The sequence below is a fragment of the Glutamicibacter sp. NPDC087583 genome (assembly GCF_044743685.1).
In the GTDB taxonomy this organism is placed as follows: domain Bacteria; phylum Actinomycetota; class Actinomycetes; order Actinomycetales; family Micrococcaceae; genus Glutamicibacter.
In genome coordinates, this window is the sequence record NZ_JBIUWY010000003.1 from 142394 (window position 1) to 155228 (window position 12835).

The following is a 12835-nucleotide window of genomic DNA, read 5'->3' on the forward strand; positions in this document are numbered from 1 at the left end:
ATGCCAATTGTTGTGCGCCGGATGCCAAGGGAAAACCCGCTGGCCTGTACAGGCTGGGAGAAACAAGTTTCGCAGGCATCCTAACTGGAGGAAAATCCATGGGCAGCAAGTCGGTCATAGTCGTAGGCGCAGGTTCGGCTGGCTCGGTGGTCGCGCGCCGGCTCGTGGATGCCGGGGCGCGGGTGACCTTGTTCGAAGCTGGCTCCGAGGACACCAACCCTGCCATCCACGACCTCTCGCGCATGGGCGAGCTGTGGCATAGCAAGGACGACTGGGATTACCACACCGTCCCGATGGCCGGGGCAGCGAACAAGCCGATGCACCTGCCACGGGGCAAGGTGCTCGGCGGTTCCCACGCGCTGAATGCGACCATCTGGGTGCGCTGCGCCCCGCAGGATTTCGATGACTGGGCCAAGGACTGCGGCGAGCAGTGGGCCTGGAAGAATGTCCTGCCGATCTACAAGGAAATCGAGAACTTCTCTGGCGGCGCCAGCGAATTCCACGGCAGCGATGGGCTGGTGCCGGTGGACAACGACTACGAGCTGGATGAGATCCACCAGTCAATTATCGACGCCGCGGTGCAGTCCGGAATCCGGTTCAATCCCGACTACAACGGCGAGCAGCTGGAAGGCGTTTCCAAGGAGCAGATCAACGTTGCTGGCGGCGAACGCATCAACACCTGGAAGGCCTATCTGAAGCCGGTGCGCGAGCGCATGGAAATCATCACGGATGCCGAGGTGCATTCGGTGATCCTCGAATCCGGATCCGCGGTAGGCGTGCGCTATCGGATCGGCGGGCAGCTGCAGGAGCTGCGCGCGGATGAGGTGGTGCTCAGCGCCGGTGCCCTGGGATCCCCGCAAATCCTGTTGCGCTCAGGCATCGGCCCGGTGGCCGAGCTCGAAGCCGCGGGCGTCATGCCGCTGCATGAGCTGGATCAGGTCGGAAAGAACCTGCATGACCACCTGCTGGCACCGGTGATTGCCGAAACCACCACCCGCGCGATACCCGCCCCGCGTGCCGGGGTCTCCGTCTCGCAATCGCACATGTTCACCCGATCCCGCGAGGGCCTGGATCGCCCGGACACCCAGCCGATCTTCTTCGCCGTGCCCATGTACTCCCCGGGCATGGAACCGGTCGACGGCACTGCCTTCACCTTGCACTCCGGGATCGTCACCCCGCACAGCCGCGGCGAAATCACCCTGGGCGGGCCCGGCCTGGATGACCCAGTGAACATCGATTTGAATGCGCTGGATGATCCGCGGGATATGCAGGCATTCCTGGTATCGATGAAGCAATGCCGCGCGATGGTGGAGCAAGATGCCTTGGCCGGGGACTGGGGAGCGAGGGAAATCTACCCGGGCGAAGAAATACGCGGCGATGAGCAGCTGGAGGATTACATTCGGAACAACGTCGTGACCTACCACCACCAGGTGGGTACCTGCCGCATGGGCACGGATGCGCAGGCCGTGGTGGATCCGCAGCTGCGGGTACGCGGCTTGGAAGGGCTGCGCGTCATCGATGCCTCGATCATGCCCAAGATCACCACCGGCAACACCAATGCCCCGGCCATCCTCATCGGCGAACTGGGCGCCAAATTCCTCCTGGCTGATCTTCGGCTCTGACAGGCGGCGCAATATGGCCGTGGCCACGGAGAACGAGCCCTCACCTTCCAAAAGACGACGATTCCGCGGACCGCAGCTGGCGATGGAACGCGCGCCAGCTGCGTGTGAGATACATCGAATAAACTGCTTCAGGGCGAAATCGTTTCAAGCTGAAATGATATTTTGAAGGGATGAACGAACACCGGATTCCGCAGTTCCAATGGAACTCGCTGAGCTATCTCACCGCCCGAGCCGGACGCATCGGCACCCAGGAGCTCACCGAGCTGATGGAATCCGAGTCCTTGTCCCGGCATCATTTCACCATCATCTGCGCGCTGGAGGAGTTCGGCGGCATCTCCCAGAACGACTTGGCAGATCGCTCGAATGTGAACCGCGGCCATCTGGTGGCCTACCTCGATCAGCTGTCGAGCCGTGGGATCCTGGAACGCGAAGTTGATCCGGAGGACCGCCGCCGCAACGTCATCACGCTGACTCCCGAGGGCCGAAAATTCGCTGCCCGGGCGATGGAGGCTGCCTCGCATAACGAAGCCAAGGTCTTCGGCGCATTGGATGAGCCGCAGCGGGAGCAGCTGCGCGCCTTGCTGCAGCTGGTCGCTACGCAGGACGGCGAGGCACGCCAGTGAAGCGCCACTTAGAAGAAATAGTGCAGCGCAGCGTCGTCGTGGCCCCTCACCGCCCGTCGCTCATCCCGGCAGCCAAGGCGACGATCAGCCTGGCCGCGCCGCTGATCCTGTTGGCCGGCCTTGGCCGCCTTGACTGGGCAATGTATGCAGCGTTCGGCGCCTTCTGCGCGGTCTTCGGCCGTTTCGACGCGTACGCGCCGCGTTTCTGGCAGCAGCTCTCGGCAGGTATCGTGCAACTGGCCGCAATGCTGCTGGGCACCTATTTTTCGCTCATCGAGGCACCGTTCCCGGTACGCGTGCTCGTGCTGGCATTCATTGGTTTTGGCGCCAACTACGTCTCCCATGCCACGCGCTGGATGCCGCCGGGACCGGTCTTCGCGGTCTTCGCCGGCGGCGCCTGCCTGGGCATCCCGGCCACTTCGCAAAGCTTCACCGGGGTGCTGCTGGCCGGCGGCGGAACAATGGCCTTCAGCATGCTGCTGATGCTTGGCCTGTCGATGCGCAAAGCCAACCTGCTTCATACCCTGCGCTCCGGATACGCCTGGTCGCCCTCGCGCCGGGCCATGGCCCAATCGCTCCAAATGGGCACGGGCGTGCTGCTGGCGGGAATCGCAGGGCATCTGCTCAGCGACGGCCACTGGTACTGGGCCAGTCTCGGCGCGATCGCCGCAGTCACCGGCGCTGATGCCTATGCGCGGGTAGCCCGCGGGCTGCAGCGCTGCGCAGGCACCTGCATTGGCGTAGCGCTGACCGCAATAGTTTTCGCCTTCGATTCCCCGGTCTGGGTAATCCTGGCCGCTGCGCTGGCCTCGCAGTTCGTCATCGAGCTGGTGATTCTGCGCAACTATGCGGTGGGGATGGTATTCATGACGGTCACCGCACTGCTCATGGTCCACCTGGTCAGCCCTGAACCGGCCGCGTCCCTGCTCATCGACCGCATTTCCATGACGGCGCTGGGCGCTTTGGTGGGTGCGGTGCAGAGCATCGCCATTTCGCTGCTGGTGGCCCGCCGCCGCCAAGGCCGAACGCCGGGGGCTACCAGTGCTCGGTGACAACCTGCGCTTCGAGCTTGACGGCCTCGATGGAGATATGGCGGGCTAATTCCAGGTCCAGTGTTCCCAGATGCTCGGGCTGGTTGTGCGTTAGGCGCAGCTCGACGATGGTAACCCGCCACTCCAGGTGCGGATGCCGGTTGTCCTGCTCGGCGCGCAGGCCTACCTGGACAATGAACTGCAAGGCCGTGCTCGCGCAATCGAAACGGTAAGCGGCCCGCAAACCCAAGTCATCACGCTTCCAATCAGGCAAGGCGCCCAGCCTCTGATCGAATTCGAAGCGCGGTAACGGACCGGTTGATGCCATGGTTCTCTCCTCCAAGCGGCAGCGGGTCGGACTATGCAAGTGGTTGCTGCCTGCCATCATGATCGCATCGACCCCGGCGATCGCGGTAGCGATCCCAGCGACTATGCAGTTTGGCCCCGGCATCTGGCGATGTGAACTGGGTCCCAAAAGTTGGACGAGCTAAATAATAGTCCTGCTTAGGCTGCAAGGGTATGGCATCGATATTCCATCGGCGTCATACCCTTCAGTCGTTCCTGACGCCGACTGACGTTGTACCAATCAATGTACGTCTCAATCTCCACCTTGAGATCCTCGAAATCTGCGAAGTGCTCTCCATGGAACATCTCCGACTTGAGATGACCGAAGAAATTCTCCATGACCGAGTTATCGAAGCAGTTCCCTTTACGAGACATGGACTGCACCGCACCATGCTCCTGCAGCAAAGCCTTCCACGACCAATGCTGATACTGGAATCCTTGATCCGTATGGACCAGCAGCTTCTTCCCGAAATCTTTCGAACCTAAGGCTTGAGCCAAGCTCTGATTAGTGAACGCCGTAGTTGGTGACGAAGCGATCGTGTAGCTCAAGATGCTGTGGTCAAACAGATCCATGATGGGAGGCAAATACAGTTTCTCCTGGTCAACCCTGAACTCGGTCACGTCACTGACGTAAACAGTGTCCGGTGTATCAACATCAAAGTGCCGCGCTAACAGGTTTTCAGCGATCTTGCTCTGCTCGCCCTGGTACGAGTTGTAGCGTCGCTTAGGGCGCGCTTTGGACTGAAAATTTAGGATTCTCATGAGCTTACGGACCAGCTTTATGCCGATGGCCCATCCTTGAGCGCGCAGGTCCATGTGGACTCTTCGGTACCCGTAGCGTCGTTTGCTGTTCTCAAACGACGTGGTGATGGCTGCTTTGAGGTCCGCATACGGAGCTGTCTGATCCATCAACTTCAGATGGTAGTAATAGGTTGACCTGGCTAAGCCAGCTACGGCCAGCAGGTCTGCGAGGTCGTGTTCTGACTTGAGGGTGACAATCACCTGGGTTTTCAGCGATGCCCCTGATCCCTCAAGTCTCGGAGTTTTTCCAGGTAAGCGACCTTGGCTAGCAGTCGTTTATTTTCTTGGCGGAGCTTGTCTTCTTCGCTCAAAGGCGATTTAGGTACGGAGCCTTTTGGGTGTCCTTTAGGTTTGGGCATCAGTGCGTCGTCGCCGCCTTTTCGCCATAACCGCACCCAATCGGCAACCAACACGTCGGAACTGACGTTGAACTTTGCGGCAAGTTCCATGGCAGTTTCACCTGCAAGGAACCGGTCAACGATTTCCTTCTTGGTCTCGAAGGAATACTGCTTTTTTGCTGGTTTCTGCATGAGGCATAGCCTGCCATGTAACCGCCACTGATTGTAGAGGCGCTTGCTCGCGGATGTACCGACTTTAATCACTGATGCCACAGACCTATATCCATAGCCTTGCTCGAAGAGTTCCACGAGTTGCTCGCGTTGGTACTCGGATAGTGTGCTTCGTGCGTGCATGAAAATGCTCCCCTAAAGTTGTTGACTTTTACAGTCCAACTTTCGGGGAGCAGTTCATTCCGGGGCTATTATCCATCGTCTCAAATCTAACGGTTCTGGCAGATGTGCTACTGGACAGGGGGGAGAGGTCTAGAGAATTTTGTTGCCTGGGCAATTGCCCTTCCTGAAGCAGGAATGATTTGAATTTTTCTACTCAAGGCCTAACGGCTTAGTTATGCTTTCTGCGGTCAGTTCAATCTGAGGCTGCGGCGAGGTGTTGAACATCGGGTAATACTTTCTGATCTGAGGATGTCCTTGTTCCGTAGGTTAGGTTGTTACCACTGTTTAGCATTAATGGTCTAGTGCATACTGCGTTGTGTAGTCATTACGCCTTCCACAAATGAGAACCTCAAAGAAGAAGAGCGCGCTGCTTTGTGCAGCTTCGCGTTTATACGAGACCATATAGAACGGTGGTTTGCTTAATTAGCTAAGCTGAAACTGTCCGGTTTTGAGCTCGGCTTACTTAATGTTGAGAATCTCTTCTGGAGCTGGAGCGGTGGCGATCCACGGCATCTCGGTTTCCGCAGCGAGCGGAGCAATAGGTGCGTAACCCATTGCGGCTGGTATCGACGTAAGCAACGGTGCAACCTTGTCTCTGGCAGGTACCTAGCCTTTGGCCTCCGGATTCCACGGTGAAAATTGCCAGACCTCCCGCGGTGACGGCTTTGACTCGCGCCACGAGATCTTGATCCTCGGAAGCAAAATGCAGATGGGGTCGCAACCCATCGTGGGCTGTCACATAGGTCTTTGTTGCACCTTTCGCTAGCAAGATATTGATCGACTCCAGGCGCGCATCTACGCTCTCAGCGGTGAAGGCTGGCTCGAGAAGCGTTGCCCACGCAAGTATTTGCTGGGATTTTTCCGTGGTGAGTGTGATCTGACGAATCTCATGATTGGACAAGAGCTCTCGCAGATGCTGAATGTCCCACCCGCGGCCCAGTAAAGTCACCAAGTCGGCGGCAAGGAGCGAACCAGTCATATTGTCATGGTTGAAATGCACTAACCCATTGCACCATAGTCAAGGGTGTGAATGTCGTGAGCGCCGCAATTTTTCCTATTCTACTAATCCTCATCGCAGGGATATTTCTGCGCAGATACCTCCCTGACAAGGGAGGATTCTGGGAGGGTTTGTCGTGGATGAGCTACTGGATTTTTACACCGGCCTTGTTTGTTACTAGCATCGGGAGCGCCGATCTTTCCATCATCGAGCCGGGGCCATTGCTATTCAGTCTGCTGATACCGGTTTTAGCGGTAGCCGGGCTCGCTTTAGGATTGGGTAAGCTTGTTCGCGCAAACGGTCCGCAATTAACTTCTCTTGTGCAAGGTTCAATCCGCATCAACACCTATATCGGTCTGATTTTCGTGTCTGCGCTTCATGGGTCTGCCGGTATTGCCAGCTTTGCACTTGCTTGTGCGGTCGTTGTTCCCTTGGTGAACATCATCTGCGTCAGCGCACTTTCCGTCTATGGGGCAAAGCAGCGCTACGGCGGTAAGCTCCGGCTATGGCAGGAACTGATGTTCAATCCACTAATCCTTTCGTGTGCGGGTGGATTATTGATTAATACCCTGTCTATACCCTTGCCGGGATTTCTGGGATCCACGCTCAACATGCTCGCCGCTCCAGCGCTGGTGTGCGGAACACTCATTGCCGGAGCAGCACTGAGCTTTAATTTCCGCTGGCGCGATGTGCTCGATATTGGCATCGCAACAATCCTGAAGCTGGCTATCCTTCCAGTGGCAGCAATGGCGATCGCAATCCCCCTTGGGGTGACGGGGACCAGCTTGTCCGCCATCGTCTTGATCTGCGCTGTGCCAACTGCCCCGAGCGCCAACGTTCTGGCAGCCCGCATGGGTGGAGACACACGCCTGATTGCCGCAATCACTGGTACGCAGACCATTTGTGCTCTGGGAACGATTCCCCTAATGGTCGCGATCGCCAACCACTTTACATTTTAGTTTCCGTGTCGTGGCCAGCCATCCGCTATCCGATAAACTCGGGGTCATTCTCAAAACCTGCGAGTTGTACTTGACGGGGGAGTAGCACCAAGAATGCCCGAGGCATGGCAAATCCTCCGTCGCCATTCAAGATTTCGGTTACGAACAATTTCTGCATTCCTTGGGCCGAATCGAAAACATTTCCAAGGTGGCGACCTAGGCTCAACCTCAGTAGATACTATCTATGGGTCACGATTTCACTCCGAATCCCTGGATGCCCCTGCCTATGACCATAAAAAGCAACTACCCCAGAGCGGGAAGGATCAGAGCTGCATTGAGCCGGACGAAGATTGCCTCGATTGCACGAAGGAAGCCTGGCATCATCGTGGACGTTTGATTTCAAATGGCATATAAATCCGCAGTGGAGATGATCGAAGTCACGGCGGGAAGCGTGAGGAGTATTTGAGAACCAGCGGCACCTAAATTTCGCGTCACTTACTGATCACAACTGCCGGGTCCACGTCCGCAGGGCTTATAAATGGGACCTCAGCATTCGGAAGTCGAACAGCCGTCGCATCCACTTGGATCCTCGTTTCATGGAAGAAAAATAGGCGTGACTAGCTAAATTCTAGTCGATGGGACAGTATTCGCTTTTCATTTTTCGGACCTTGCCTTGCTGACGAAATCGATTTGTGACAGCTGCATGTAAGCGATTCTGTGGGCTTTTCACAATCAATACCGCGATGTGTCCGATTACAGAGCGGTGCCCCGAGCAGTTTCGACGGTGCCCTAGGAACTCGCCCGCAATTTCGGTCTAAGCTATCAGCCACATGATGCACAGCTCCCAGCAGCATAAATGCCTGCCGGACCGTAAAACCTGCAAGTCGCCTGTGTAGAATGAACCGTCCCTGATTTGATGCCGCTGTCTTTCGAGAGAAAGATAGCAACCATGCCCAAGAAATACCCTGCCGAAGTTCGTGAACGCGCCGTAGCGATGGTTGTGGACCGGCTCTCCGAGTACCCTTCCATTTATGCAGCGTGCAAGGCCCTGGCTCCGAAGCTGGATGTCGGTCCCGAATCATTGCGTCGCTGGGTGCTCCAGGCCCAGGCCGACACCGGTGAGAAGGACGGCCCAACCACTACCGAACTCGATGAGCTCAAGGCGTTGCGGGCGGAGAATCGGGATTTGAAGGAAGCCAACGAAATCTTGAAAGCTGCCTCAATTTTCTTCGCGAGGGAACTCGACCCTCGCCGCCGCTAATCTGCCGATTCGTTGATGAGCAGCGGGCCGAAGGTCATGCGGTCGAGTCGATCTGCGCCGTCCTGCGTGAGCAGGGCGTGCAGGTTGCCGCACGAACCTACCGGGCCTGGAAAACAAGGCCACCGGCCCTGCGAGCAGTTGAAGATGCGAAGGTCATTGACACGTTACGCAGCCTCAAAGTGTTAGACGCTAAAGGAAGACCGAAGCCAGAAATCCTTTATGGCCGGCGAAAGATGACCGCTTGGCTGCGGCGCAACGGCTTCCCCGCGGTCTCCAAACACACCGTTGACCGGCTCATGCGTGACGAGGGCATGAACGGCATGATCCGGGGCCGCAAGACCCGCACCACGATCCCTGGCAAGGACGGACGCAGGGCCGGTGACCTGCTGAACCGAGACTTCACGGCAGAGGCACCAAACCGGATTTGGGTCACGGACTTCACCTACGTGCCGGTGTATTCCGGGTTCGTCTACGTGGCGTTGGTGATCGATCTGTATTCGCGGGCCATCGTCGGCTGGGAAACCTCCACTGTGAAAGACACCGCTTTCGTGGAGCAGTGCCTGAAAATGGCCCTGTGGCGCCGAAAACACAGCAAAAGGCCGGTTGACAAGGGGCTTTTGCATCACTCGGACGCGGGAAGCCAATACACCTCGATCCGGTACACCGACACTTTGGAAATTGAGGGGCTGGTTCCGTCGATTGGCAGTGTCGGCGACGCTTACGATAATGCCGCCGCGGAGACGGTGATGGGCTTGTTCAAGAACGAGACCATGGCCAAGGGTTCACCGTTCCGTACTGGTGCGTTGAAGACCGAATCCGACGTCGTTGAGGTCGCCTTCGGCTGGGTCTTTTGGTACAACAATGATCGCTTGCATTCCTCGCTGGATCACCAAACTCCAGAGGAATTTGAGCGAGCCTACTATGATGAAATGACAGGCTCGTTACCCGACGCAGCCGCACATAAGACGGCGGCATGATTTCCGGGACGGTTCATACTGAACGTGTCTGGTTTAGGGGTAAGGAGCTGCGATGGCAACACACAAGTTTATACCTCGGCCGCCGATAAAAATGACTCTAGCCCATGACTCGATCAGCCCACGGCAGCGAAGGTGCACTGAAACACCAACGGCTTGCTAAGCTTGGCTTTCCCAAGGGATTCCAACTCGGCAAACGCAGTCTCAAAGAACGTGAAGGAGGGCTACGCTGACGGCTCAGGCGTCGTTCTTGCGAAGAGCTCGGTTGAGATATCTCAACCGAGCTCTTCGCAAGAACTATTATTTGAAGCCAAGCCAGGTGTTACTACGCTATCTAGAATTCGATAACACCAAAACTGTATTGTGCTCTAATGCGGATGCACTGTCAGAACGTCGCTTTCTCTTGCCGCAGATCTCTCGCAGCGTTCGAATTTGCCATGAAGTACATCATTAGCGCCGGCAAAGATCTCCGGATGCTTCGGGTTTTCACATTGAAGAAGGCCGGCTATGGCAAATTGTTATTATCCGAGTGTTCTATCGAAGTCCCCTAATTCTTTACTCGGCTGTACCCTGCTTGTGCAATTGATCGGATTCGCCCGCGGCAACCAAACCATCCGATGCAAATCATTGTGGAGCACACAGCAGTTACGACCAAGGTAGCTGGGGACTCCACAAACACCATTACCAGCACGACGCCAAGGAACAACAATGTTGCATACCCAGTGTAGGGAGCACCAATCAGGCGAAACGACGGGCGGACTAGACTGCCTTGGCGCGATAAGCGCTGCAATTTGAGCTGGCAAGCGATGATGGTTGCCCACGCGACGATAATGCCCACTGCAGCGACGCTCAGCACTATTTCGAACACGTCTCCCGGCATCAAGTAGTTCAACGGGACTCCAAGCAATGCCACAAATGCGGTGATAGCGATTCCTCCGACCGGAACGCCCCTGCGAGTCATCTTGCGGGCCATGCGTGGTGCAGATCCGGCCAGAGCCATAGATCGTAGAGTCCGGCCTGTCGTGTACAAACCAGCGTTTAGTGAGGAGAGGGCCGCAGTGAGGACAACAAAGTTCATCACGACATCGATTCCATCAATTCCGATTGCGGAGAAGAACGTCACGAATGGGCTTTCTCCAGCTTTGTAATAGGTGTAAGGCAGCAGCAGAGCAAGTAGTCCGACGGATCCCACGTAGAACACTGCGATGCGGAAAATTACCGAATTAATTGCTTTGGGCATGATCTTTTCAGGGTGTTTTGTTTCTCCTGCTGCGGTGCCGACCATTTCGATCGAGGCGAAGGCGAATACAACTCCTTGCATCAGCATGATCATCGGCAGTAGACCATTGGGGAAGAGGCCACCGTTTTGCGCAATCATTCCAATACCAACTTCGTGGCCATCGATAGGGGTTCCAAATACTACGAAGTAGATTCCCACCAGCATAAACGCCACCAGTGCAGCTACCTTGATCAAGGCGAACCAGAATTCGAGCTCCCCGAACACCTTGACTGAAACCAGATTAAGCGACAGAACCAGGATGAGTGCGAGCAATGCCCATAGCCACTGCGGGACATCTGCTATCCAAGACACGTAGTTTCCGAAGAAATTCATGTAGATTGCCGCCGCAGTGATGTCGACAATTGTGGTTGCCGCCCAAACGATCCAATAGAACCATCCCGAGACGAAGGCGGCCTTCTCTCCGAAAAATTCACGCGCATACGATACAAATGAACCAGAAGTGGGCCGATGCAAAATAAGCTCGCCAAGCGCGCGCAAGATGAAGAATGCAAAGATGCCACAAATAGCGTAAGAGAAGACCAGCGATGGTCCTGCAGATTCTAATCGTTCTCCGGCTCCAAGGAAGAGACCAGTGCCGATCGAACCTCCGATGGCAATCATATTGATCTGCCGTCCCGTAAGGTTCTTTTGATAGCCGTTGTCTTCTAGCTCGATGACCGAGTCGGTCTTCGCCGTTCCTGCTAGGCTATCCCGCGAGGTTTTAGAGGTTTTCATGTGATCCTTTCTTGGACACTTCACTGGTCAGATAGACCGTTTATCTGCGAATCCAATGAGATGTGGGTTCCGGCACTTAGTAGCCGTCTTCTTCGATCGTCAAGTCAGTGAATCCTTTGCGGGAAGCCGTGGATTCTTTGGGGAACGCGGAACTGGAACATTGTCGGTTGCTATCTCATCTTGAGAATGCACATTTTGTGGCCATGGACTGATCTCTAATGGAGGGCTTTCAAAGAACTGGCCATGCGTAGTAGTCCATCTTTGAGAATCGACTTGGACGTTGCGAAGTTGAGTCTTGCGTGGCCTGATCCGCCGCTTCCGAAGACGTGGCCGGAGCTCAGAGCTACTTGGGCGTGGTCGATGAAGAACTGAGCCGGCCCGGATAGTTCGGCGACGGTGGCTAGCTTCCCATCTTGGGCTTCTTCCGTAATTCCCATGTCGCTGAAGTCCAGCCACGCCAAGTACGTTCCCTCAGGGGCCTTGTAGCCCACCTGTGGCATATGCTCGGCCAAAATTTTGCCCAGTAATGCACGGTTATCATCAAGGCCTTGGAGCAGTGAGTCCAGCCATGGTCTGCCTTGGTTGAAAGCGACAGTGTGGGCTATGATCCCTAGATGACTTGGTCCGTGGCTGACTTCTTCGGGCATACGCGCTAGATCTTCTGCGGCTTCTTCACCGGCATAGGCCAGCGCCGCTTTGAGTCCGGCAAGATTCCAGGCTTTGGACGCAGAAGTCAAAGCGAAGGCATTTTCCGAGCCCGGGACGCTGAGGTAGGGCGTGAAAGTGGCACCTGCCAAGATCAGTGGTGCGTGGATTTCGTCGGAAATGACGCGAACCCCGTGAGCGCGTGCCAACTGGGCCACGGCAGTAAGTTCGGCTGCAGTGTGTACGGTCCCGGTGGGGTTGTGTGGGTTGCTCATAAGGTATGCGGCTCGTTTACCTCCGATAGTGGCTTGGGCAAAGGCCTTATCCAGATTTTCCATGGATATGCGCAGGTCGCCTCCCAAGGGAGCCTCGATGATATTTCTGCCATCGTGGCTGACGAAGGCATAGAAAGGGGCATAGACCGGGGGACTGACTACGACGTTGTCGCCTCGGTCGGTGATCAGTCGCAACACTTCGACAATGCCCATCATCACGTCCGGAACAATCGCGGTGCGTTCCACAGCTAATCCATTCCAGCCCCAACGCTCAGAGGCGAAGCACTTCACTGCTTCGGCCAATTGCGTTCCCGCTGGGTATCCGGTATCGCCCGAGTCAACCGTCTTTTTTAAGCATTCGGCAATGGGAGGAGCTAGGTTGACGTCCATTTCGGCAACCCATAGGGGTAGAACGTTTTCCGGATGTGCTGCCCATTTCATGCTCGTTCGTTTTCGCAGCTGTGCCAGATTGAGTTCTTCCAGCGGATTTGATGGGTTTTCATCTTGGCGGACTAGGTTTTCTGCTGAACCGAGTGCGTTCAAAGGAGTTTGCATCTTGGGGTCACCTCAAGTTAGTT

At 56.2% G+C, this 12835-nt stretch carries 11 protein-coding genes; 5 read left to right on the plus strand and 6 right to left on the minus strand.

The window, feature by feature from the left end; translation table 11 throughout:
* Positions 1–98: 98 nt before the first annotated feature.
* The 3 genes from ACIOU9_RS09830 to ACIOU9_RS09840 all read left to right on the plus strand — a co-directional run bounded on the left by ACIOU9_RS09830 (position 99) and on the right by ACIOU9_RS09840 (position 3297).
* Positions 99–1622, plus strand: coding sequence for a GMC family oxidoreductase N-terminal domain-containing protein (locus ACIOU9_RS09830; protein WP_332489047.1), 1524 nt, complete (start codon positions 99–101; stop codon positions 1620–1622).
* A 170-nt stretch (positions 1623–1792) separates the two neighbouring features.
* On the plus strand, positions 1793–2245 hold the full coding sequence (locus tag ACIOU9_RS09835; RefSeq protein ID WP_105662061.1) for a MarR family winged helix-turn-helix transcriptional regulator: 453 nt from the start codon (positions 1793–1795) through the stop codon (positions 2243–2245).
* Positions 2242–3297, plus strand: coding sequence for an FUSC family protein (locus ACIOU9_RS09840; protein ID WP_332502702.1), 1056 nt, complete (start codon positions 2242–2244; stop codon positions 3295–3297). Before ACIOU9_RS09835 ends, ACIOU9_RS09840 begins: the two co-directional genes overlap by 4 nt.
* Here ACIOU9_RS09840 and ACIOU9_RS09845 read toward each other — a convergent pair.
* The 4 genes from ACIOU9_RS09845 to ACIOU9_RS09860 all read right to left on the minus strand — a co-directional run bounded on the left by ACIOU9_RS09845 (position 3281) and on the right by ACIOU9_RS09860 (position 6132).
* Positions 3281–3604 (minus strand): 4a-hydroxytetrahydrobiopterin dehydratase, encoded by a 324-nt coding sequence (locus ACIOU9_RS09845; RefSeq protein WP_402696779.1) that lies wholly within the window; start codon positions 3602–3604, stop codon positions 3281–3283. The two genes, ACIOU9_RS09840 and ACIOU9_RS09845, sit on opposite strands and share 17 nt — an antisense overlap.
* 176 nt (positions 3605–3780) lie before the next feature.
* Positions 3781–4623, minus strand: a complete 843-nt coding sequence (locus tag ACIOU9_RS09850) for an IS3 family transposase (RefSeq protein ID WP_402696781.1) — start codon at positions 4621–4623, stop codon at positions 3781–3783.
* Positions 4624–4631: 8 nt separating this feature from the next.
* Entirely contained in the window at positions 4632–4952 is a 321-nt protein-coding gene (locus ACIOU9_RS09855) for a helix-turn-helix domain-containing protein (RefSeq protein ID WP_402696783.1), read from the minus strand.
* Positions 4953–5616: 664 nt separating this feature from the next.
* A complete protein-coding gene (locus ACIOU9_RS09860; protein ID WP_286172337.1) occupies positions 5617–6132 on the minus strand; it encodes a CGNR zinc finger domain-containing protein in 516 nt (171 codons plus the stop codon).
* 56 nt (positions 6133–6188) lie between these two features.
* Between ACIOU9_RS09860 and ACIOU9_RS09865 the strand changes: the two genes are divergently transcribed.
* Positions 6189–7109, plus strand: a complete 921-nt coding sequence (locus ACIOU9_RS09865) for an AEC family transporter (protein WP_402696785.1) — start codon at positions 6189–6191, stop codon at positions 7107–7109.
* Positions 7110–8037: 928 nt separating this feature from the next.
* Positions 8038–9326, plus strand: a protein-coding gene (locus ACIOU9_RS09870) for an IS3 family transposase (RefSeq protein ID WP_402696957.1) whose coding sequence is annotated in 2 segments (ribosomal slippage) — positions 8038–8311 and positions 8311–9326 — 1290 coding nt in all. Because the reading frame shifts where the segments join, the coding sequence is not laid out codon by codon here.
* Between the two features lie 544 nt (positions 9327–9870).
* Here ACIOU9_RS09870 and ACIOU9_RS09875 read toward each other — a convergent pair.
* The gene (locus tag ACIOU9_RS09875; protein ID WP_402696787.1) at positions 9871–11337 is read right to left on the minus strand and encodes an amino acid permease; all 1467 of its coding nucleotides are present in this window, start codon (positions 11335–11337) and stop codon (positions 9871–9873) included.
* 215 nt (positions 11338–11552) lie between these two features.
* Complete coding sequence (locus tag ACIOU9_RS09880) at positions 11553–12812, minus strand: MalY/PatB family protein (RefSeq protein WP_402696788.1); 1260 nt, start codon at positions 12810–12812, stop codon at positions 11553–11555.
* Positions 12813–12835 lie beyond the last annotated feature (23 nt).

Bases quoted from the DNA above. Each gene is read 5' to 3' on its own strand.
- ACIOU9_RS09830 (WP_332489047.1), top strand. From the start codon at position 99: ATGGGCAGCAAGTCGGTCATAGTCGTAGGCGCAGGTTCGGCTGGCTCG.
- ACIOU9_RS09835 (WP_105662061.1), top strand. From the start codon at position 1,793: ATGAACGAACACCGGATTCCGCAGTTCCAATGGAACTCGCTGAGCTAT.
- ACIOU9_RS09845 (WP_402696779.1), bottom strand. From the start codon at position 3,604: ATGGCATCAACCGGTCCGTTACCGCGCTTCGAATTCGATCAGAGGCTG.
- ACIOU9_RS09855 (WP_402696783.1), bottom strand. From the start codon at position 4,952: ATGCAGAAACCAGCAAAAAAGCAGTATTCCTTCGAGACCAAGAAGGAA.
- ACIOU9_RS09860 (WP_286172337.1), bottom strand. From the start codon at position 6,132: ATGACTGGTTCGCTCCTTGCCGCCGACTTGGTGACTTTACTGGGCCGC.
- ACIOU9_RS09875 (WP_402696787.1), bottom strand. From the start codon at position 11,337: ATGAAAACCTCTAAAACCTCGCGGGATAGCCTAGCAGGAACGGCGAAG.
- ACIOU9_RS09880 (WP_402696788.1), bottom strand. From the start codon at position 12,812: ATGCAAACTCCTTTGAACGCACTCGGTTCAGCAGAAAACCTAGTCCGC.